Genomic DNA, 21164 nt, shown 5'->3' on the forward strand with positions numbered 1-21164 from the left:
TTTATTTTTTCCCTTCTAACGCTTGGTTTAAATCCTGCTTTAAATCTTCAATATCTTCAATTCCCACCGATAATCGAATCAAGCCATCATTAATGCCAGACGCTTCTCGTTTTTCTTTTGGTATCGAGGCATGAGTCATCACCGCTGGAACCTCAATTAAACTTTCAACACCACCGAGGCTTTCGGCCAAAGTAACGACTTCCAGTGCTTCAACAAATTCGGCAACTTTACTTTCATTCACTAACTCAAAAGCCACCATTCCTCCAAAACCGCGCATCTGTTTCGCAGCGATTTCATGTCCAGTATGGCCAAATAGTCCAGGATAGTATACTTTTTCCACGGCAGGATGGGCAACTAAATAGTTTGCAAGTGTTGCCGCATTCTTTTGATGAGCTTCCATTCGTACAGCTAAGGTTTTGATTCCTCTTTGAAGCAACCAGCTGTCTTGTGGTCCAAGAACTCCGCCAATCGAATTCTGATAGAAACCAATTTTTTCAGCTAACTCCTGACTATTCGTTGTTGCTAAACCAGCCACTAAATCACTGTGTCCCCCTAAATATTTTGTCCCACTATGCAAAACAATATCTGCGCCCAGTAATAACGGCTGCTGAAAATAAGGGGTTGCAAATGTATTATCAACAATTGTCAGTAACTCATGATTCTTTGCCCACGCTGCACTCTCTTTTATATCGACAATTTTTAATAACGGATTACTTGGTGTTTCTAAATAGAGTGCCTTTGTTTTTTCGGTAAAAGCCGCTTCTAATTGTGAAAGTTCCCGACTGTCTACCATCGTGTAGCTTAAACCCAGCGGCTTAAAGACTTTTTCCAATAAACGGAACGTTCCACCATACACATCATCACCTAGAATCAAATGATCTCCCGGTTGGAATAAGGATAATGTCGCATGAATAGCTGCTAAGCCAGACCCAAAAGCAAAACCCTTCACTCCACCTTCAAGTTCGGCAATTAGTTCTTCTAGGGCTAAACGAGTCGGATTACCAGAACGTGAGTATTCAAAATCTCCCGGTTCTCCTAATTTTGTTTGACGGTATGTCGAGGTTTGATAGATTGGTACACTGACCGATCCTGTCAATGGGTCTTCACTGATTCCTCCGTGAATTAATTTCGTTGATAAATGCATTTGATTTCCTCCTAATATTTAGTCATTTCTTCAGCGTTCATCTGTTAAGCAACAACACATGGTGGTTCCTCCTGTCTTTTTTTATATGGGTACTATTTTCTAATCACGTTAGAATGTGATAACAACGGCATCTAGCTCATTTTTGATGTAATCATTTTTCTAAAAACCAGAAAAATGAAGTTATTTTCGTACGCATATCATTCCGCTAAACAGCACGATCATAAATTTTCTGATCCAATGAACATCCCTCGATCTTTTTACACTCAGAAAAGCGAGACTGACAAAAAAGAGGTGCAGCTATTAAAGCTGCACCTCTTGGAATCGTTAAAATGAGAAGTATCCTTCTTTTCAAACGAACTCAGAACAGTTAATAGGCATGACAAAATGGTATACTGCTTTTATGCACCATACAACAACATGCTGATTCAACTGTCTGAAGATTCATAGATTTCGCAATGTTGTTTGTCATGAGTCCTGACCTCCTTAAATGATTGGATTAAACTTAGCACTTAAAAAATGAGAAGTCAATCAATAAACTATCAGAAAAAAAGTAAAATAACTAATTAAATAATTAGATAAATCTAAATAGCACATTAATTTCAGGCATTTATCCAATAAAAACAGAGTTATAAAAAACGATGTATTTAAATTTTTAATACATCAGAAACCGAGTAATTACCTGGTGGCTGTTTAGCCAAAAATAGTGCGCAATCGCAAGCTCCTTTTGCGAACCCTCGCCAATCGGTCGAATGATGACTAATCTCTAACCGTTCACCGAATCCGCCAAAGAAAACGGTGTGGCTACTTGGTGTATCTCCCATACGAACAGAGTGATAACCGATCGTTCCCTTTCCACGTTCGCCAGTTCCTTCACGTCCATAGATCGCTAAATTCGAAAGCTCAGCTCCTAACTCATGTGCAATCAACTCACCTATTTCTTTTGACGTTCCGCTTGGTGCGTCCTTTTTCCAGCGATCATGCATTTCTACAATTTCAATATCCGTTTCTTCTCCAATAGCCGCGGTGGCCAACTGCAATAATTTATTCATGACATTTACCAGTTTTGAAGTATTGGCGGCATAGAGCATTGGAATTGTCTCTCCAGCTTCACGAAATAATTTCATTTCTTCTGAACTAAATCCAGTCGTTCCACAAACCAAAGCTTTTCTATGTTTCTTAGCTAATTGTAATACCTTCAAGCCCATCTCTCTTGTTGAAAAATCAATAATAACATCGCACTCGTCAATTACTTCTTCCAAATTATCCACAACAAATACTCCTAGATTACGTCCAAGTAATGCCGTCTGTCCTAAATCCTGACCTATATAGTCACGATCCTTTGCTCCGACTCCAGCTATTAGCTCTAATTCTTTACTATCAGCAGCTATTTGCGTGATTAAGCGCCCCATCTTCCCCCGTGGTCCAACAACGATTGTTTTGATCACATTTTTCCCTCCTGTACTAACTATAAAACGATTTCAAAAATAGTTTACCATGGAAAGAACTTCATTGATGCGAAATCAAAGAAAAATAAAAAATCACCCGTAGATATCTCTACAGATGATAACCTTGAACTTAATTAAAAAAACATTCGTAGGAACGACCATAAATAACGTAATAATCGAAATAAAATAAATAAGAGGAAAATATTACCTAAAATAAAGCTAACCGCATTTCCAGCACTCGCCTTTAAATTACTCAAAGTAAATCGTCTTAAAAAGCGTGGTACTGAGCTATAACCGTTACGCTTTAAACGGAATTTTTCTTCATATGTAAGGTCAAGCATGTCATAATAGACAATTTGTAGCGGCTCCCGAGAAAAAAAGGCTTTTGAGAATCCAACCATCATTGTGTACTGTTTGTTATTAGAAGGCAGATTGCGCACCCCTTTTTTATTGATCCGGACTTTTTCAGCATCTATCACATTGTAGCTGTATTCTTCTTCTTGAATTTTATGAATCTGCACTTCTGGTTGATTTTCTGCGAGAAAAGCTTGATAGACTTCTGAAAATTTTTGTTTTTCTAAAAATAAATAAACCATTGCACAAGCTAGTATTCCCATCAATAAGATATTCAAAAACAAGTTATCTTGGAAAATACTACTGTAAGCTATAATAATAACTAATGCAATTCCACTAACCATAAGCCGTTTCCAATAATAGTTCTGATACATGACCTTGATTGTGCGTTCATAATAATCAAAATCTGACGCTGCAAAATTCATCGTTCTCATCCCCTTCATTACTTTCTTGTTTTAAGTATAGCTGAGCAATTGCTTGGTGTCAGTCCATTTTATTTATTCACGAAAAAAGCAAAGATAGTTTAAAACTATCTTAAAAAAGCTGGCGCGATAAAATCACGCCAGCTTTTTAGCTATTTGTTTCAATAACAGGCTTTCCCACTATATCCCGAAAAACTCTTAAAGGAAACATTTCTTCTGGAAGTGCATAATCATGCCCTGACTCTGTTTGCCAGCAGGCTGAAACAGATAACTCTTTTGATCCCGTATTAATTAAACGATGAGCCTTATTTCCTGGTATATAGTGAACTGATCCAGGACGTACTTCTTCTAAAATCGTTTCGCTATTTTCTGTCATCATTAACAAACCATGACCTTCTAGCCCAAAATAGTACTCCCCAGTGTTTCTTTTCGCATGAAAGTGTCCTTTTGTCAAAAAATATTCTGCTCCAACAACTCCTGGATATAAATGAGTAATACCAAAATACAATCCTCCGGGAGTTCCTTCGACTAAATCATTGTCTTGATATTCCACACGATACATCACCGTTTCCGGATCTAATTTTTCATATGCTTCTGAATTTAAAAAATATCCCGCTAAGTCTTTTGCCCGAGTCTCTTTCTCTTTGATACCCGTACCTTCTAGCTTGAACGTCTCTCCGTTATACATTACTTTACTTTTATTGATCATCACAGACTCCTTTTCGTATCATTTCATGGGAGATAATTTTCCCATTTTTCTTTACATAGATCTGGACGGACAACAAAATCAAATTTATTCTTATCTTGTTGATACTGCTGATAAATTGGTAAATCAGATTCGATCATAAACTCTGTGTATTCACGTGGTGATTTCTCAACTAGCTTGTCTGAGCGGTAACTAGGATTCTGATCCCAGACGATTGTACCTTGAGCATCAAATTTAGGATAATAAGCTAAACCGTTATGCGCTCGTACGTCTTCATATTCAAAACCGAAATCTCGTACACACCATGCGCCAAAAATCATTTTCTCAGATCTTGAGGCGTTGATTGTGCAGTGTGCCCAGCCGGGCGGAACAATCACGACTTCTCCAGCTTTTGCTTGAACAGCATAGCAACGACCTGGGGCATCTGTTGCTCTTTCCTGCATATAGATAATCGCTTCTCCTGTCCAGATCTCATAAACCTCCGGTGTCGACATTTGACAAGCCTTAGAAATTGAATGGATATGCCCTTGACTCTTGACTGGTTCTTCACCGATCGTACCCTTCGCGTAAGCAACGACGCCAAAAAGTAATTCGCGTTTCAGCAAGTCTGCTCGATCTCTTTCTAATCCTACATCCATCGCGATCGAATAAACGATCTCAGGCCCTGTCGCCTTATGATCCGCCAGACTTTGAAGAATATCTTTTAAATAGCGTTGCTCAGTTTGAGACGGACCAAAAACAGAAGATGGATAGATAAATTCATGGGAGGATTCATCAAAGGTTATACCTAGTCCTGTATCAATCATTTTCTCACCTCTTAATTTACGATAAATTTCTGACAAATGCTTGAATCACTGCTACCTCTTTATTTGGGTCACCTTGATTGACTAATTTGTACTCTTTGATTGTTTCTGGAACGATGAAAGTCTCTCCGTAATGAATCTCAAAAGGTTCAAAGCTGTTATTCAAACTTTCGACCGTGATTGTCTCACCTTCCACTAAGTTCAACATGTTGACGCTTTGATGAACATCCACTATCACTTCTTTTTTGAACCAATGACGATGAGTCTCAATAAACTCCAGTTCATGCAATCCAGTCTTTTCAACTCGTCTTTCACTATCCTTATGAAGTGTTTCAACCGGATTGATCAGATTTTCTTGGACCCAAGTCGTGTCAAAATCAGTATTCACATTTTCTTCTCCATGTGCCAAATGGACAGGTCTTGGAACACCATCTAATCCTAAACGTTCCCAATCCCATAGTTTAAAGGTAAAAATGTACGGTGTTTGACTGATTTCCAACACCACTGTATCTGGTCCACCACAATGAATCGTACCAGCTGGGATCGAATAGTGGTCATGTTTTTTCACTGGGAAACAATTGATGTATTTTTCATCTGGGAAACGATAGTCGCCCTTTTCTGCTTTGCGCAGCTCATTAAAAAGTTCGGCTTTCTCTGTTCCTTCTTTTACACCGAGATAGATCGTTGATTTTTCAGAAGCCTGCAAAATATAATAGCTTTCATTTTGCGTATAGGGCATACCAAATTTATCCTGAATATAATCCACCCGTGGATGGACCTGTAGGCTTAAATTGCCACCACCTACAGTGTCCAGGTAATCGAAACGAATCGGGAATTCATTTCCAAAGCGTGCCTGAACTTTTTTTCCTAGTAAAGCAATCGGACGTTGGTGTACCACGTTGATTGCTGGAATTTCTATCTCAGTTCCTGAAAAATTCAGACATAGACTGTTTTCCTCCGGTACGCCATCAAAGGCCCAACCGTAGTTCTCCTTTTCAGAATCCAAATTAAATTCTTTCTTCATCCATTGACCACCCCAAACACTGGCGTCAAAATATGGAACTAATCGGAACGGCTGTTCCACGATTTGATCCAAAGCAACCTGATAGCTCGTTCCATCGACCATTTTTGCCTGTTCAGGGATATTTGTATCAATCAGGTAATCAATTTGTTCAGTTAGCTGTTGTTTTAATCTATCAGCGATGCGCCATTCGAAGAAGTATCCGCGCTTCACCTTTTTTAGATTATCTTCTTTTTCATTCGCGGCTTTCCAGTTCGACATACCTGCGCGATGACGTTTTTGAATCTCCCAGCGCGTTAAATCGGCATAACATAAAATATCTGGCTGCGGCTGTATAATCGCAGCCCCTGTACCATAAACTACGATCCTCTTCTTTTCTTCAGCTAGTTCTTTTTGCACTTGTTTCACTTCATATTCTGGATAAAAATCATTTAGTGTTGCATGAGACATAATGCCAAAAACACGATCTTCGGTCATGTTCGCAGCAATTCTATTCGTCACCGTTTCAGCGTCATAGGCGTAGTCATCCGCTTTAACTAGTCGAGCATCTGTCAATTTACTCAGCAGCTGTTTCTCCAGTTCAAGTAAATTAACGCCCGGATAGCATTCTAAAGTAATAGTTTTCTTGCCATCATTAAATTGTTTATTTAGTTCTTCGGCAATCTCGTCATAATTATTCCATGTTTGTGCAGCGTGTTTAATCTTGATTTCCGGTCGCAAATTATACGTCATTTTTACCCCTCTTTAATAATTATAATGATATGACATTAGAATTCTTCGTCATCCTCTTCTTCTGAAAAATCCATTCGATCAATACTTTCTTTCCCAGCTTTGATTCCATCTGCGATCAATTGCTGGAGTTCTTTTCCTTCACGCATCAATATCATATCTAGTAGCATCGCCAGATTCATGCCAGATAGCATCTCAACCTCCATGCCAGTTTGAACCAGAATATCATAAGCGTTTGTTCCAGGTGAACCTGATGGAATATCACAGACAATAATCATCTGTTTGATTTCTTTTGGCAAATCGGCAACTAATTTTTCCAGTTTCGCTCTATACATCGCTACTCCTGATTCTTCTAATCCAAGAGAAAAGAAATTTTTCTGCTCACCGGCGACAAATTCAACTGCTGTTTTCATACCATGAGCTAGTTCTGAATGACTCACTAATAAAACTCCGATCATCGTCATTGCTCCTTCTACTAAATTATGTTTAAAACATCATTTGGATCAAATAAGCGATCCCTACACCGCCAAAGGCTGCAATAAAATAAATTCCGATTAGTTTTAAGGCAGAAACGCCTTTTTTTGCCATCAAGTACCATGAAACTAAGACCAAAACTAACGGCAATAGATTTGGGAAAATACCATCTAAAATCTGTTGAATATCAATCTTCGCACTGCTGAATTTCAAGACGATTGGCAGTTTTAAATTAACATAGCTTGCCGCGACTCCGCCGATCACGATCATTCCTAGAACTGAAAAAGCTTGCGTGATCTGTTGCGCTTTTTCTCCGACAAAAGTATCAACGGACTCAGCTCCCAGTTCATAGCCTTTAAAAAATAAGAAGCGTGAACCTAGCATTATGATTGTATTGTAAGCAACGATATAAAAGATTGGTCCTAGAATACTACCCTTTTCTGATAATCCCATCCCGATCGAAAGCAGGATCGGAATCAGCATCCCAGGAATCATTGAATCACCAATCCCTGCTAAAGGCCCCATCAAACCGACTTTTAAACCATTGACAAAATCATCATCGATTTCTTCTTTACCTAATGCTCGTTGTTCTTCTAACCCAACAACAACACCATTAATCAATGAACCGATTTGTGGTTCCGTATTGTAAAAAACAGAGTGTCTTTTCAGCATCGCTTTTTGTGCTTCAGGATTATCTTTATATATCTTTTTTGCGATTGGCTCCATTGATAAGGCAAAACCAAAGGCTTCCAAGAATTCAAAACTTGTCGCTACTAGGTTGTACATCATCCAACGAATATACGATTTATTCAACGTTTTTTTATCTAGAAGTTGGTAAGATTTTTTTTGTTCCATTAGAATTCCTCCTCGTCATCGAAATCATCATAAGAACCTTCATCTGTAGCTGCTTTTAGTGTTGGTTTAGATTTTGCCTGGAAATAGATATACGCGATCACTCCTGCTACAATTGCCAAAGCGATCATATTTAATTTTAGGAAAATTACGCAGACAAAACCAAACAAGAAGAATAGTAGCATAATGTCTTCTTTGACAACCGCCGTGAGTAACATGACGATCCCGATTGCAGGGAGTGCACCACCTAAGATGCCCATAACATCAATTAGGTATTGCGGCATACTGGCTAATAACTCCTTAGCAAAGCTTGAGCCAAAGTAGATTACTAAAAATGACGGAATAAAACGTAAGGCAAAGCTCAGTAGTTGTGGTCCAATGATTGAATTAAAATGAAAGGCTTTTTCGTTGCCTTCTTCAATCGCTTTTTGTGCCCGATGATTCCAAAAAGAATTGGCAACCTGAAAGAAATTAAACACGATCGTACCGATAACGCCAATTGTTGTAGCTAACGTCACAGCTACTTCTGTTGATGAGTTAGATAAAATAGCTAAAGCAATTGCCGGATATGCCACAAAATTTAAATCAGCCGGCATCTGACCGCCAGGAGTAACCATTGCAATATACACTGCCTGAATAGCGACTCCAATAATAATTCCCTGAGTGACATCTCCTAAAATAAGTCCAATTAAAAAACCTGATACTAAAGGGCGGCTAATCGTATACCAGCCGCCGGTTAACCCCATCAACCAAGGAGTGCCGAGAGCACCTAAGTAACATAGTAGTGAGATTAATACAGCTTGGAAAAAGAGCATAATAATTTCCTCCGTTCTTTATTTTTCGATATCTTTCCAAGTAAAGCCTTTTGAATCCGGTACCAATTTGAATTGAATGTCCATCCCTAATTCATCTAAACGCTTGAAAGCAGCTCGTTCACCTTCAGTAATTGCTACATTCGGACCAATTTTTTTGGCACCTTCTCGTGCGCTCATGGGCCCGACATTTAAAATAGAATAACAAGAAATGAAATCAGCTCCAGCATCATACAAACGTACAAGTGTTTCAGGTGTTTTTGCGATTAAAAAATAATTTTTTTTGCTGTTGACGATTTCTTCCCACTTCAAAGCCGTGCGATCAACTGTCATAACGAAGCCTTTCAATGGTTTAGGAACAGCCCCTTTAAGAGCTTTCGATAAAGTTGAATTGTTGGCTGAACGATCGTCCACTGCAATCACGCCATCACAAGCACGTTCACTCATCCATCGTGTTACCACTTGTCCATGGATAATCCGATCATCAATTCGAATAAAAGATATTGCCATTTTTTCCACTCCTGTTCTTTTATGTCATTTTGTTATAACAATAGCACATTCAAAGTATATGCTATTTTTCAAAAAAAGACAACGCTTTCTTCCTACTTTTTAAAAAAAGTGCAAAATTACTTATCGTATTCTGCACTTTTCGTCCATTAAATTTCAATGTAATAACGGTATTGATCGCCAATATAGTAACAGTCGCTGATTTCTTTGTATTGTCCATCTGCTCTTGAAACCATCCGGACTCTTTTTAAAATTGGAGTATTCTCTGGTACATCTAAGACGGCTTGCAGTTCTGGTGTTGCACTTAATGCCTCGACATATTCTTTGCTCTCACTCATGACAATATCAAAGGTTTTCAAATAATCGTATAAGGAACCATAATAATCCTTGCTATCTAACGAAAATTTTTCTGTATAGGGAATATGTGTAACGAAATAGGCAAAGGCTTTTCCATCATCAACTCCTCGAGTTCTTCTTAGCTGAAGCACTTTTGACCCCTTTTCAATTCCTAACTGTTGAGAAATTCTTTCTGAAGCATCAATAAGTTGAACCTGAGCAGATAAAGTTCGTACTTTTTTTCCTAACTCCTCCATTTCACGAGTAAAGCTACGGACCATTGTATAATGTTCCTTTTCCGTAGAATGATCCATTGATAAAACAAAGGTTCCTTTTGCTCGTTCGCGATATAAATGGCCTTCACGAACCAATTCGTCAATTGCTTTTCTAATGGTGATTCGACTAACATGATAAATATCACATAAATCTAGCTCTGGCGGTATTTTCTCTCCATCTCCCCATTCACCTGAAATAATTTTGAATCTTAAATCATCTGCAATTTGACTGTATAAAGGACTAGCGCCTTTTCCTTTAGCTAGCTTCTCATTCAAAATATCACTCCTTAAAAGTTCTATTGTCATAACAATAATATATTCAGCCAAAAATATCAACCTTATTAGTATCCGTTTTCTTTCTGTCATTCATAATAATTAAGTTTGATTTAGTGGTTCTTCAGATTTGGCTTTACCCCTTTTTTTCTAAAAATTGCGTAGTATAATGAGAAAGAGAAAAACGATTACTTTTAATCAAGTGAGGGGCACACCAATGAAAATCGCCATCATCTTATCAACGATCATACTTGTGCTAGCAAATTTCTATCTTTTCCTAGTCTATTTCAAAGAGAAAAAAATTAATGATAAACTGGAACGGTTGGCTGTGATGTTCGGAACCAATATGAGTGTCCTATTTGTCGATAGCCTGATTCTCTTCTTTGGCGCCCTAGCTGAAGAAGGCCTATTCGTGATGATCATTCTTTCTGATTTTTGATTCTGTAAACTAAAACTCTGTCACCTCAATAAGGCGACAGAGTTTTTTAGCGTTCAACAAAACCGTATTCGAGTATTTTCAGCTTGCGTTTCAACCGATCAATCACCGGCATCAGATCCTCGATTGTTTTCCATTCCGGATGTTGTGTCAATTCCTGCTGAATCTTGGTCGTCTCACTATTTAAAATGGCATAGATCGTCTCGATCACGTCCTTTTCTTGAACCTCTTTTCGCAAGGGAAGTTTGCCAATCACTTCGTCTGTTAAATTCATACTGCGGCTAAAATCCTGATTTAGGCGCTGTACCATTTCTTTTCGTAGAGGTTCTGGCAACGTCTGCATTTCAGTATAAGATTTCATCAAAAATGCAAACTCACGCGGATATTTCAACTGCAACTCGATTTTATATTTCGTAGCTTCAACGACCATCTCTAACAGATCAGAGGCATTCGTCCAAACCGAATAATCGATTCGCTGATAGAAAAAATCTGAAGCATAAGTATACGTTGCCTGATATAACCCCCCCTTATTTCCATAATAATGAAATAGCAAGCCTTTTGAAACCCCAGCTTCTTCCGCAATCTGATCAGTCTTTGTCTCACGATAGCCATGCTGACCAAATAAACTGGCGCTCGTTATTAAAATGCGTTGTTCCTTTTGCGGATCTTTCACTACTTCCTTCATTCAATCACTCCAAGTCCCGCTTATTGTAGCCCATTAATCCAACAATCGTCAAAATAAGAAAAACTGCAACTAAGACAATTGCCACAGTCGTATGAACATTCTCGGTCGGTACTTTTCCCACCCAGCCTAAAGGCGAAATATTTGCCACATCATCCGATAAGTTCAACAACGGACCAAACATTTTGACTAATACACTGGCAGCTAAATAAATCCACAGAACAGTCGTTAATTTAGGTAACGCACCAGATAAGAATGTTCCGATACCAACAAAGAATAAAGTTGCCGGTAGGAAGCCCAGCAGCGTCTCCCAGAAATATTTGATTGCAATCGGGTCATCCAGTGTGCTGTTGCCAGTAAAAAAGGCGCCAGCTAAAGTTGCTGTAAACACCACAACACTCACGATTGTCCCAACACTGAAATAGCTGAAGGCTAGGCGTGTCTTAGAAATACTTTTTGAGTGAAGGATTTCCAGATAGCCCTTTTTGTCATCTGATTTCAATCGAAAAATAATCAGAATTCCGCTAATCGCAGCGATCGCTACAAAAAACAAGCTTAACATGTTCAAAAAATTCAAGATCAATTCTCGATTCGCCGCATGAATTTGCGTTACACCGAGAATTTTACGATAGGTTGGATTACTGCCGATAATATCGCCAATCGTACTGAAGATTGATCCATAAGCCGCTCCTAGTATAACACCGCCAAAAATCCACCCAATGATACTATTTCGTTCAATCGTTAAAACTAATCCTAACGGTGAAGACAACAACCTACCTGCTTTTCCTTTTCCATCACGAGTTGCTAGAACACCGCTGCCAATATCCCTTGTCTTAGTGATCTTTACAGCAATCGCTAAACAAATCAGACCTAGCCCTAAAGTCATTATGACCGGAAGCCAATTATTATAAGTGTAGATTGCCGTTTTTTGAATCCATCCAACAGGAGATATCCAAGTCCAATTAGGATTTGTCACATCGGTCATCATTCGGATGATATAGAAGAATCCATACAACCCATAGCTCATAAAGTTCGCGCTACGAGAATTATTCGCTAGCTGAGCCAGCAGCAGACTGATAAAACCGAACATGATTCCAATACTGGCAATACTAACGCCCATCAATAGATCTCCTTGCAGCGTTGCCCCATTAAGATCAGCAGCAATCAAACTAGCGACATATAAAATTCCCATCAACCCATTGATCAAAAGTATCTCAACAGCTGTTGCGTAGGTTGGTGCCAAGCGTCCGACTGTTCGTGAGCGAACCATTTCCAACAGTCCTGAATCTTCCTCCGCCCGTGTATTTGAGATTGCCAACGAAATATTCATAAAGACCATAAACATTCCCATAAAAACCAGCATTTCAGAAGCAAAAACATTCGCTGTCGTATACGGCTCAATAGCAGAAAATTCACCAAACAGCGAAACCATAGCTGGGGTCTTCAACGTTTCAACAATTGCATTGATATCTGTTTGCGTCCCAAATAATACATTGAACTTCGTTGAAGCTGAAGCAAATAGGCCAACTAAAATCACGATCCAGATAAGGTGTTTGATACGGTTTTGCTTCAAATTTGCCTTTAACAAATAACCTGTTTTTGCTCCACTATTCATGAGAATCAGCCCCTTGTTTTTCATAATAACGCATGAATAGATCTTCTAAAGTTGGCGGCATAGATGTTAAATTGATAATTTGTTTTTCTGCTAAAAAAATCATAATTTGTGTCATTTGATCACGATCGACTGAAAGAACAGCTTTCCTGTGCGCATCGCCTGAAAAATGCGCCGTATGCACACCAGCTAATTGTTCAATACCATCAAGAGGCTCTTTCGTTTCTACTGCAATCTCCAATCGTGTTAAATGCCGCATGGAATTCAAGTCACCCGTCTCGATTATCTCTCCTTCACGAATAATCGCAATCCGATCACACATCTTTTCAACCTCTGACAATATATGGCTAGACAACAAAATGCTCTTACCTGCTTCTTTTAATTTCAACACTTCTTCTTGGAAGGATTTCTCATTCAGCGGGTCCAGTCCGGAAGTCGGCTCATCAAAAATGTACAGCTCCGCTTCTTGAGATAAAGCTGCAACTAATGCTATCTTTTGGCGATTGCCTTTTGAATAGGTTCGCGCTTTTTTCTTAGGGTCTAATTGAAATTTTTTTATCAGTTCTTCTGTTCTCTGCGTACGTTTTTGGTCATTTAATCTTAGTAGTAAGTCAATGATTTCCCCGCCCGTCAAATTAGGCCAAAGAAAGACATCCCCAGGGACATAGGAAATATTCTTATGAATTGCTGTGTCTTCTTTCCACACATCTTTACCAAAAATCGTTGCTTCTCCGCCAGACTTTTTCAGCATACCTAACAAAATCCGGATCGTAGTAGATTTTCCTGACCCGTTAGGACCGATAAAGCCTAATACTTCCCCTTTGTTCACATCGAAGGTGACATCCTTTAATGCCTGAAACTTTCCAAATCTTTTTTCTACCTTATTCAACGACACGATCTGGTTTTCCATCGTTCTCACTCCTGTTTTTATCTATTCATTTTTTAGTTTAAAAAAATTTGCTGGCTCGTTACCTATACTCAAATTGATTTCTTCTTACTGTAGCTCTATATCGAGAGAATACTCCTTTTTGACTATAGAGTCAATGACTGGCTAGTCAATTCTAAATTATTTTTTTAGTTACGAAAAGAAAGTGAAAAAAGTCTGTATTTTTCTTATTTCTCGAACTTTTGACAAAAGTACAGTATTATATAGAAAACTTTTCGTAGGAGCAGCCGATGACTATTTTGAAAAAACTTTCACCACTATTTCTGATTTGTGCAGTTATTGGTGACTTTTCATTACCTTACTACTTGGGACGCTTTTATTCTGATTTTAATCAAATGACGATGATCATTAGTCAACTAGGCGAACCGACTAGTCCTGTACAAAATTATTTTAATAATGGTTCAGTTGTTACAGGTACCTTGTTTGTCTTAGCAAGTTTCGGTATTTATAATTTCTTTCAGTCAGAATCAAAACGGTTCGCACAAATTATAGCCGGAGCGATTGCTCTCTATGGCTTTGGCGATTGTATACTAACTGGTTTGGTTCATATCAGCGAATCCGCAAGTTTCTTTAGTCCTGCTTATTTTCTGCATGCGGCATTTTCCGGGATCTCGATGGTAGCGATGATGTTTGTTCCGCTATTATTAGCTTGTCAGGCAGCTCTGAAACAGCAAAAAGTTCTTTCGCTTTTTTATTCTGTTTGTCTAATCGGTTCGATCTTAGCCTTACTATTGTTCGCTGCTTATTATCTGCCAGTGATTGGACGATGGCTTTCTTCTACTCGCGGATTTTGGCAACGATTATCCCTGTTCTTTCTCTATCTGCCAGCACTCAGTATTGCATTTAGACAACTTGCAAAAAAGAACTAGCTACGTTTCGTTGACGTATAAGACAACAAGCAAAAAGGATACCACCTCAGCCGTATCCTTTTTGCTTGTTTGCTTATCTTAATTTCTTTAGTCCAATCTGTGCTGCCCCAATAGCTCCAGCATATTGCGACAGATTGTCTCGTTTGACTGGCGCTGATACGTATTGTTCCAAGACTTTTCCAAAGATCACGCTTTTGGATAAGCCGCCTGTGAAAAGGACCTCTTCGCCTCGTACAGGTCTTAATTTTGAATATTGACTGCTGATTCGTTGAGCAATAGAATGCAAAACACCTAGTGCAATATCTTCACGTGCCTCACCTTTGGAAATCAGACTAATAACTTCTGACTCTGCAAAAACCGTACACATACTGTTGATAGTAACTGGCTTTGCATCTTGAACAAACTGGTCCAAATCAGAAATATCTTCACCTAAGGTTCGCATCATGACTTCAACAAAGCGTCCTGTTCCCGCAGCACAACGATCGTTCATACTGAACTCGACGACATTGCCTTTACCGTTTAGCTGAATGGTCTTGCAGTCCTGTCCGCCAATATCAATAACTTGCTTAACTCCTGGAGACAAATAGTCTGCTCCTTTTCCGTGGCAAGTAATTTCCGTAACTACTAGATCCGCAGGCAGCAGCTTACGACCATAACCGGTTGTCACAAGTTTTAGATCATTTAAAACATAACTACGTTTGAAGTAATCAACAACATCCGTCATCGCTCCTTTAGGATTTCCAGCGGTGGGAATCAAATACTTATCGATTAATTCCTCGTTGGAAAAAAGCACACCTTTTGTTGTGGTGGATCCTGAATCTAATCCTATTGTGTACATACAGCCTCTTCCTCTAACATTTCGATAAACGCGGTGACGCGAGTGTTGATCTGTTCGATATCTGAAGTCGAATAATCCGTCTCTAAATACATATAAGGAATATTCTTTTCTTCATTTAGGAAGCGTTTGATTTTTAATGATTCCACTGAAAACGGAATACAATTTTGCAATACCATGTCGATTACGCCATCTACTTGATAATCGTCAATCATTTGGCTCAATAATTCTTTACGCGGCTGGTTATTAGACATGCAGGCACAGCCGATATTGATGTATTTATCCGTTAAAGCCTGGTACACATCAGATTCATTCTCATCAACTAAACGTTCTACGGCTTTTGCCACGGTACAGTTTTCATAAGCAACCACCAAACCGCCATTTTCTTCAATCGCACGAATCACCTTTTCCGTCACTCCGCCCATCGGAGAACCTGTTACCAAGATTCTTGGCTTCTCTTCTAAACGTTTGCCCGCTTTGTATTCTTCTTTGACTTTTACTGTCGTTTCCTCCAGCATTTGAATAACTTCTTCTTTGTCAAATTTGTATTGTGAACCATACATCACTTGGAAAATCTCTTGACCTGTGATTGCTGGCGGATTCAGCTGGCCTAACCGATAAAAGTTTTGTTTTACCTGACGTTCGCGGTTCTTCAGCACAATCGCCTCACGAATTTTTTCATCAGTGATCTCAACACCTAAGAAATCCTCTAGCTTCTCTTTGAAACGCACGAGTTCGCTGTACCATAATTTTTTGCTCTCTTCAGTATCGCGCATATGCGGCAATTGCATCAAATAGGTATCCTTGAATTCTTCCATATATTCATACATTTTCTTCTTGCCATCACAAGTAGTCTCGCCAACCACTAAATCAGAAAAATAGAAATAGGGACATTTATCTGTTTTACCAAAGCCATAACTCGATTTAATTAGCGGGCAAAGATTTCGTGGCAAGTCTTCTTCTGCATCGGGAATCGTTTCATCTGACGTTGAACACAAACTAATCTGAATCGCCCCACCGGCTAAGACTAATTCCTCTGGCATAAAGGTACAATACACACCTACAACGGGTTTTCCCTGTTCTTTGATATCCTTAACCGCTAAAAAGCCCTGTCTTCTCGCTTCGCCAAAATCATCAAAAATCTCTGGTAAACTTGTTTTTAATTCCATTTTATCCGTTCCTTTCTTATTTGGAGGTCATTCTTTTGATTCTCGAGACGTACACCCTTCCGCTAGTCGCGTTAAACACGCGAAGTAGGATGGGCATCCTTCTCATTTTTAGTTTTTGCCTATGTTCGATATCACAAACACAGTAAAGTACGCAGTTGTACTCGCCATTTTCCCCCGAAAGAAAAGAGCACACCAAAAAAAGGCCTGCTCCTGGATAGTTTTTTACTTCACTTGATCCGAGGAGGAAAAATATTCAGTTAACGCGCTTAGAACCTCTAAGTTTTGTGTTACTCAAAGTCATCGCCTAACCATTTTTCCCACCTCCAACTATGTACCTTTAAATTTTTGATAGATGTCTTTCTAGCAACATCCCAAAAGTTTGTGTAAGCATTTACAATTACCTCCTTAGTATAACGAAGGGAATTTTCTCCCGCAATACTTCCAAAAGAGAATCGTTCTCATTTCTGGTCGGATACTCATAGGGAAAGAAAAAAGACTTGAACGTAGTATTTCCCTATTTTGAAACAGTCCTTTATAATTCACAAAAATCCAACATCATCGAGATGCTGGACTCAATTTATACTATTTTCTTTTCACTGGCACCCATATCTCCATCTCTTCACCTTGAGTATAGACTTCCAAATCAGGTCCGCCAGAAGTCATTTCTCCAGTCATGTATCCGCTGTTCAACAGCTCGTACTCTTCAGATTCAGGACCCCATTTCGTCACGATTTCGATCTGAGTCGTCCCGGATGTTTTTCCCGTACATGGGAAAACTGCCCACGTATTTGCCGGAACTTCTACTTCCTCCATACCATCAGGTGTTGCTGCTGTGGTTGCCGCGGCAATATAGTAATCAAATTTTTTACTATCCTCTGGATCAACATTATAAAAACTTGCTCCGATCACCCCAAACGGTTCACGATTAATTAAAGGTGCTACCGTTTCTTGCCTATTACCAGAAATAAATTGATTCCAGAAAGTCTCACAATCTTTCATCCCCTGCTGATTTTCATTTGTTGAACTCATTTTCACGCCTGCTAATTTGAAGCCTTCTAATTCTAAGATCCTGTAATCCATTTTCCATTCCTCCAGTTATGTGTATTGGTTGTGTTTCTCTTTGCTACATTTATAATTTATCATCTCAGGAGGTGAATTTTAGTAATGTGTCATGTTTGCTAGGGTTTCTCGTCATGTTTGCTCAAATAAGTTAAAGGTTAGCTTGAAGGAATAGTCGTCGATTGCATAATTAAGCTTGCCATGATACTTCTCGACGATTTGGCGGATTGATTTTAGGCCAAAGCCATGGCTGCTCTTGTCTTTTTTGCGGGTGGTCAGCGTTGTAACCTTACTATCCGTACTGTTCTCACAGGAGCCCACTAGAGAGTGATTAAAATAAACAAGTTTTAGCTGTACATATTTTCGCGTACTGCTATGCTCACATGCTTCTCGAGCATTGTCCAAAATATTTCCAATTAACGATGAGAGATCGGAATCGGAAAACGTCATTGTTTCTGGACACTTGATCTCAAACTCGCAAGTAATTCCTGTCTCCTTCATTGTTCGGAAATGTAAACGCAACAGAGCATTCAATCCAGTATGTTGCGTAAATGAGGGCAATTCATTTGAATCTAGCTGGTTGATTAACTGGTTGATCTGTTGATTTGCATCATCTTCCTTATTGGCATCTAAATAACCAACAATCGAATACAGCTGATTCTTCAAATCGTGTTTGATTTTTCGGACTTCTTGCTGATGTTTTTCTACCTGCTGATAGTAGTCCTCCAGCAATTCATGCCGCTGTTTTTGTAGTTGAAATTCCTGATTCTTTTTTGATAGGTTGTCCGACATTTCAAAGCTTAAATAAAATAGAATCAATAATAAAACGAAGCTGATTATCAAAATAATATCCCTCGTGACAAACTGTTCGGTTCCCGTCACGCTAATGATCAATATTCCGATCGAAAGACTGCATATGGATGCGATCAATAATTGCAGAATTGAAAAATTTCGTTGGATCGAAATGTCACGTTTCTTTCTAGCTGACCAGAAAGAAAAGACCATTAGAAAATTAATCAGCATAGCTATGCGATTTCCTATTCCACCAGAGCTTACGAAATCTAGTAAATTATCAACGGGTAAAATCAGTCGGGCCAGAATCAGCAGAATTCCTTCACTGATAATCGAAAAAACAATAAATAAGACAGCAACCAATCCTCTTTGATAAGCTTTACCATTAAAAAAGGCCTGCACACAAAGTAATAATAGCAAAGTGCTTAAGGTGGTTAAAATAGGTCGTAAACTCCCTGTTCCAGACTCATTCGCTAGATTATTAATAAAATAGTATGGGACGCAGGTCAAGTAAATCACAAGAAAAAGACTTCTTTTCGGAATTTGCGGCTTTGTTGGAAAAAAACTCGAAAACAATAAACTTAAGCTCAGGGATGTTAAAATTGTGACCGGAATAAAATTTTCTAAAAAAGCCATCCACAGTCCTCCTTATTTTCTCTGAAAAGTTTTCCTTTTGATAAGTTGGATCGCATCCTTTAACGGGATAAAATAAATTGCTGAAATTGCTCATGAAAGGAAGCGTGAAATTTTTTACTGATGGGTAATTTTTCGCCTTCTTTTAAATAGACGAAATTACTCTCCACTGTACTCAAGCTCTCCAAGTTGATAATGATCGAATTATGTATCTGGGCAAAAAGAATTCCCTTTACTTGTTCCCGCGCATCCTTCAAGGTTCCATAGTATTCGTAGTTCGCCCCATCGATTGTATGCAAAAAAATTTTTCGTCCGGAGCTTTCAATGTAATGAATTTGATTCAAGAAGAAGGTATAGATTTTCTTTTGCGACACGAATTGAAAAACACCCTTACGTTTTTGCAAATAACGTACCGCTGCGGATAAAATGCTCGATGTCTTCTCATGATCAAAAGGCTTAATGATAAATTGAAAAGCCAAAACTTCAAAAGCCTCTGACATCAATTCCGCGTGACTGGTCATGAAGATAATCACCGCATCAGAATCTGCTTCGCGAATTCTCGCAGCTGTTTCTAAGCCATCAGCCCCCTCCATTTCGATATCCAATAAATACATATGGAAATAATTAGGAGACTGCTCCAAAAAATCCAACAAACGATCCCCAGAAAAAAAGACTTCCGTGTTGTATTTACTGGTTTCGCCATGGAAGACTTGTTCGACTAATTTTTCAATTTGACCGCTCATCAAGCGATCATCATCACAGATTGCAATATTCATATCCATCTCCTTTTTTGATAGCGTTTCCTCTAGTATACCTGAGAATTCTAGCCAGTTGTTTTTCAAATTGGAACTATTGGAATCAAATCCCTGATTTTTAACTTAAAAGTTGGTTTAATCGACAACTCACAAGAAAGGCTTCGCGAACTTGCTCAGCTTTTGAGCACCAGGTAGGTACTGTTCCACATCAGCTCTGCAAGCAGTCGCTGTGTGTCTCAGCAATAAGACCAAAATATTTCTAAATTGCCAAGAAACACAGTGATCGAAGAGAACTGATGTTGATTGGCACCTACTTGGTGCTTCTCAAATTTCGAAATATTTTTGCTTATTGCCGAAATGCTAGTTCTGCTTAACGGAGTTTAGCAGTAACAGTATGCGTAGCTTGCGTAGAAAAGCTAGTTCGTGAAGCCGGACATGGATATACCTGCTAAAAAGCGATTTATCCATGTGAAATTTTATACTTTCTTTATTGGTCAAGAAAAAGCTGCCGCATTTTTGCGACAGCCTTACAAATACTCTTAGGACTTCTTTCGATTAAATAGGAAGTACATTCCCGCCAACAATACACACGAAGCTAACGATACGATATGTCCGTTGCTTAGTCCTCGAAACAAGTGATGAATGAAATGATCCTCCACCAGCATAGTGCCTGCCGTATACGCGATCAATAAAGCACCAAGCCAGATTAACCATGGGAAACGATCCATCAGTTTCAAAATAACCTGACTGCCGAAAATAACAATCGGAATACTAATAATCAAACCTAAAACGGCTAACATAAAATGACCATCAGCGACACCAGCAATCGCCAAAAAATTATCCAGACTCATCACTAGATCCGCAATAATGATCGTACGAATCGCGGATAAAAGTGTCGTCTCGCTTTTGACTTCAGTCTCTTCCCCATTTGTTTTCAGCAAATCATAGGCAATATAAAACAACAAGATAGCTCCAATGATCTTCACATAAGGCACCGTTAATAGCTCGACTGCGATCAGCATCAACAAAATTCGCAAAACAACAGCACCAGCAGCCCCAATTACAATTGCCTTATTCTGTGATGAAGCTGGCAGTTTTCGGGTTGCAAGTGCAATCACCACCGCATTATCACCGCTCAATACTAAATTCAATACAATAATCGAAAGAATCTTCGATAAAATTGCAATACTCATTTACCTGTCTCCTCAGTTTTTGAATATTTA

Annotated in this window: 22 protein-coding genes; 2 read left to right on the forward strand and 20 right to left on the reverse strand. The window is 38.9% G+C overall.

The features are described 5' to 3' along the window. Window position 1: 1 nt before the first annotated feature. From OMU_RS16315 to OMU_RS16365, 11 genes are all read right to left on the reverse strand, one after another. Window positions 2-1144, reverse strand: coding sequence for a cystathionine gamma-synthase (locus tag OMU_RS16315; protein WP_016180966.1), 1143 nt, complete (start codon window positions 1142-1144; stop codon window positions 2-4). 644 nt (window positions 1145-1788) lie between these two features. Then, on the reverse strand, window positions 1789-2589 hold the full coding sequence (gene dapB, locus OMU_RS16320) for a 4-hydroxy-tetrahydrodipicolinate reductase (RefSeq protein WP_016180967.1): 801 nt from the start codon (window positions 2587-2589) through the stop codon (window positions 1789-1791). Between the two features lie 134 nt (window positions 2590-2723). Beyond that, window positions 2724-3368, reverse strand: a complete 645-nt coding sequence (locus OMU_RS16325; protein ID WP_016180968.1) for a hypothetical protein — start codon at window positions 3366-3368, stop codon at window positions 2724-2726. Between the two features lie 145 nt (window positions 3369-3513). After that, window positions 3514-4074, reverse strand: a complete 561-nt coding sequence (locus tag OMU_RS16330; protein WP_016180969.1) for a glucose-6-phosphate isomerase family protein — start codon at window positions 4072-4074, stop codon at window positions 3514-3516. A 23-nt stretch (window positions 4075-4097) separates the two neighbouring features. After that, a complete protein-coding gene (locus OMU_RS16335; RefSeq protein ID WP_016180970.1) occupies window positions 4098-4877 on the reverse strand; it encodes a glucose-6-phosphate isomerase family protein in 780 nt (259 codons plus the stop codon). Between the two features lie 16 nt (window positions 4878-4893). Beyond that, window positions 4894-6627, reverse strand: coding sequence for a class I mannose-6-phosphate isomerase (locus tag OMU_RS16340; protein ID WP_016180971.1), 1734 nt, complete (start codon window positions 6625-6627; stop codon window positions 4894-4896). 35 nt (window positions 6628-6662) lie between these two features. Then, window positions 6663-7082, reverse strand: a complete 420-nt coding sequence (locus OMU_RS16345; RefSeq protein ID WP_016180972.1) for a PTS sugar transporter subunit IIA — start codon at window positions 7080-7082, stop codon at window positions 6663-6665. A 28-nt stretch (window positions 7083-7110) separates the two neighbouring features. Next, the gene (locus tag OMU_RS16350) at window positions 7111-7953 is read right to left on the reverse strand and encodes a PTS system mannose/fructose/sorbose family transporter subunit IID (RefSeq protein WP_016180973.1); all 843 of its coding nucleotides are present in this window, start codon (window positions 7951-7953) and stop codon (window positions 7111-7113) included. Further along, window positions 7953-8765 (reverse strand): PTS mannose/fructose/sorbose/N-acetylgalactosamine transporter subunit IIC, encoded by an 813-nt coding sequence (locus tag OMU_RS16355; RefSeq protein WP_016180974.1) that lies wholly within the window; start codon window positions 8763-8765, stop codon window positions 7953-7955. Before OMU_RS16355 ends, OMU_RS16350 begins: the two co-directional genes overlap by 1 nt. 18 nt (window positions 8766-8783) lie before the next feature. Next, entirely contained in the window at window positions 8784-9272 is a 489-nt protein-coding gene (locus tag OMU_RS16360) for a PTS sugar transporter subunit IIB (RefSeq protein WP_016180975.1), read from the reverse strand. A 146-nt stretch (window positions 9273-9418) separates the two neighbouring features. Beyond that, a complete protein-coding gene (locus OMU_RS16365) occupies window positions 9419-10156 on the reverse strand; it encodes a GntR family transcriptional regulator (RefSeq protein WP_016180976.1) in 738 nt (245 codons plus the stop codon). Between the two features lie 214 nt (window positions 10157-10370). Here OMU_RS16365 and OMU_RS16370 point away from each other — a divergent pair, with 214 nt between their 5' ends. Then, window positions 10371-10592 carry a hypothetical protein gene (locus tag OMU_RS16370; RefSeq protein WP_016180977.1) on the forward strand — a complete coding sequence of 74 codons (222 nt, stop codon included), beginning with the start codon at window positions 10371-10373 and terminating at the stop codon, window positions 10590-10592. Between the two features lie 46 nt (window positions 10593-10638). On the opposite strand, the gene OMU_RS16375 is transcribed toward OMU_RS16370, so the two are convergent. Genes OMU_RS16375 through OMU_RS16385 form a run of 3 tightly spaced genes read right to left on the reverse strand, consistent with a single transcriptional unit; the run spans window position 10639 to window position 13793 of the window. After that, the gene (locus tag OMU_RS16375; protein ID WP_016180978.1) at window positions 10639-11274 is read right to left on the reverse strand and encodes a TetR/AcrR family transcriptional regulator; all 636 of its coding nucleotides are present in this window, start codon (window positions 11272-11274) and stop codon (window positions 10639-10641) included. 4 nt (window positions 11275-11278) lie between these two features. Then, the gene (locus OMU_RS16380; RefSeq protein ID WP_016180979.1) at window positions 11279-12886 is read right to left on the reverse strand and encodes an ABC transporter permease; all 1608 of its coding nucleotides are present in this window, start codon (window positions 12884-12886) and stop codon (window positions 11279-11281) included. Beyond that, window positions 12879-13793, reverse strand: a complete 915-nt coding sequence (locus tag OMU_RS16385) for an ABC transporter ATP-binding protein (protein ID WP_016180980.1) — start codon at window positions 13791-13793, stop codon at window positions 12879-12881. Before OMU_RS16385 ends, OMU_RS16380 begins: the two co-directional genes overlap by 8 nt. A gap of 266 nt (window positions 13794-14059) precedes the next feature. On the opposite strand from OMU_RS16385, the gene OMU_RS16390 reads away from it, so the two are divergent. Next, the gene (locus OMU_RS16390) at window positions 14060-14698 is read left to right on the forward strand and encodes a DUF998 domain-containing protein (protein WP_016180981.1); all 639 of its coding nucleotides are present in this window, start codon (window positions 14060-14062) and stop codon (window positions 14696-14698) included. 73 nt (window positions 14699-14771) lie between these two features. On the opposite strand, the gene OMU_RS16395 is transcribed toward OMU_RS16390, so the two are convergent. The 6 genes from OMU_RS16395 to OMU_RS16420 form a co-directional block, all read right to left on the reverse strand. Then, on the reverse strand, window positions 14772-15536 hold the full coding sequence (locus OMU_RS16395) for an acyl-CoA dehydratase activase (RefSeq protein WP_016180982.1): 765 nt from the start codon (window positions 15534-15536) through the stop codon (window positions 14772-14774). After that, the gene (locus OMU_RS16400; RefSeq protein ID WP_016180983.1) at window positions 15524-16702 is read right to left on the reverse strand and encodes a double-cubane-cluster-containing anaerobic reductase; all 1179 of its coding nucleotides are present in this window, start codon (window positions 16700-16702) and stop codon (window positions 15524-15526) included. The genes OMU_RS16395 and OMU_RS16400 overlap by 13 nt, the downstream gene beginning before the upstream one ends. 582 nt (window positions 16703-17284) lie before the next feature. After that, entirely contained in the window at window positions 17285-17782 is a 498-nt protein-coding gene (locus OMU_RS16405) for a GyrI-like domain-containing protein (RefSeq protein ID WP_016180984.1), read from the reverse strand. A 111-nt stretch (window positions 17783-17893) separates the two neighbouring features. Next, window positions 17894-19189, reverse strand: a complete 1296-nt coding sequence (locus tag OMU_RS16410; protein WP_016180985.1) for a sensor histidine kinase — start codon at window positions 19187-19189, stop codon at window positions 17894-17896. 59 nt (window positions 19190-19248) lie between these two features. Continuing rightward, complete coding sequence (locus OMU_RS16415; protein WP_016180986.1) at window positions 19249-19962, reverse strand: LytR/AlgR family response regulator transcription factor; 714 nt, start codon at window positions 19960-19962, stop codon at window positions 19249-19251. A gap of 518 nt (window positions 19963-20480) precedes the next feature. Next, entirely contained in the window at window positions 20481-21134 is a 654-nt protein-coding gene (locus OMU_RS16420; RefSeq protein WP_016180987.1) for a TerC family protein, read from the reverse strand. Between the last annotated feature and the right edge of the window lie 30 nt (window positions 21135-21164).

This window comes from Enterococcus avium ATCC 14025 (genome assembly GCF_000406965.1).
Classification (GTDB): domain Bacteria; phylum Bacillota; class Bacilli; order Lactobacillales; family Enterococcaceae; genus Enterococcus_A; species Enterococcus_A avium.

Excerpts from the sequence above, each read along its gene's own strand:
- OMU_RS16315 (WP_016180966.1), bottom strand. The coding sequence starts at position 1,144 with ATGCATTTATCAACGAAATTAATTCACGGAGGAATCAGTGAAGACCCA.
- OMU_RS16325 (WP_016180968.1), bottom strand. The coding sequence starts at position 3,368 with ATGAATTTTGCAGCGTCAGATTTTGATTATTATGAACGCACAATCAAG.
- OMU_RS16330 (WP_016180969.1), bottom strand. The coding sequence starts at position 4,074 with ATGATCAATAAAAGTAAAGTAATGTATAACGGAGAGACGTTCAAGCTA.
- OMU_RS16335 (WP_016180970.1), bottom strand. The coding sequence starts at position 4,877 with ATGATTGATACAGGACTAGGTATAACCTTTGATGAATCCTCCCATGAA.
- OMU_RS16340 (WP_016180971.1), bottom strand. The coding sequence starts at position 6,627 with ATGACGTATAATTTGCGACCGGAAATCAAGATTAAACACGCTGCACAA.
- OMU_RS16345 (WP_016180972.1), bottom strand. The coding sequence starts at position 7,082 with ATGATCGGAGTTTTATTAGTGAGTCATTCAGAACTAGCTCATGGTATG.
- OMU_RS16350 (WP_016180973.1), bottom strand. The coding sequence starts at position 7,953 with ATGGAACAAAAAAAATCTTACCAACTTCTAGATAAAAAAACGTTGAAT.
- OMU_RS16355 (WP_016180974.1), bottom strand. The coding sequence starts at position 8,765 with ATGCTCTTTTTCCAAGCTGTATTAATCTCACTACTATGTTACTTAGGT.
- OMU_RS16360 (WP_016180975.1), bottom strand. The coding sequence starts at position 9,272 with ATGGCAATATCTTTTATTCGAATTGATGATCGGATTATCCATGGACAA.
- OMU_RS16370 (WP_016180977.1), top strand. The coding sequence starts at position 10,371 with ATGAAAATCGCCATCATCTTATCAACGATCATACTTGTGCTAGCAAAT.
- OMU_RS16375 (WP_016180978.1), bottom strand. The coding sequence starts at position 11,274 with ATGAAGGAAGTAGTGAAAGATCCGCAAAAGGAACAACGCATTTTAATA.
- OMU_RS16380 (WP_016180979.1), bottom strand. The coding sequence starts at position 12,886 with ATGAATAGTGGAGCAAAAACAGGTTATTTGTTAAAGGCAAATTTGAAG.
- OMU_RS16385 (WP_016180980.1), bottom strand. The coding sequence starts at position 13,793 with ATGGAAAACCAGATCGTGTCGTTGAATAAGGTAGAAAAAAGATTTGGA.
- OMU_RS16390 (WP_016180981.1), top strand. The coding sequence starts at position 14,060 with ATGACTATTTTGAAAAAACTTTCACCACTATTTCTGATTTGTGCAGTT.
- OMU_RS16395 (WP_016180982.1), bottom strand. The coding sequence starts at position 15,536 with ATGTACACAATAGGATTAGATTCAGGATCCACCACAACAAAAGGTGTG.
- OMU_RS16400 (WP_016180983.1), bottom strand. The coding sequence starts at position 16,702 with ATGGAATTAAAAACAAGTTTACCAGAGATTTTTGATGATTTTGGCGAA.
- OMU_RS16405 (WP_016180984.1), bottom strand. The coding sequence starts at position 17,782 with ATGGATTACAGGATCTTAGAATTAGAAGGCTTCAAATTAGCAGGCGTG.
- OMU_RS16410 (WP_016180985.1), bottom strand. The coding sequence starts at position 19,189 with ATGGCTTTTTTAGAAAATTTTATTCCGGTCACAATTTTAACATCCCTG.
- OMU_RS16415 (WP_016180986.1), bottom strand. The coding sequence starts at position 19,962 with ATGAATATTGCAATCTGTGATGATGATCGCTTGATGAGCGGTCAAATT.
- OMU_RS16420 (WP_016180987.1), bottom strand. The coding sequence starts at position 21,134 with ATGAGTATTGCAATTTTATCGAAGATTCTTTCGATTATTGTATTGAAT.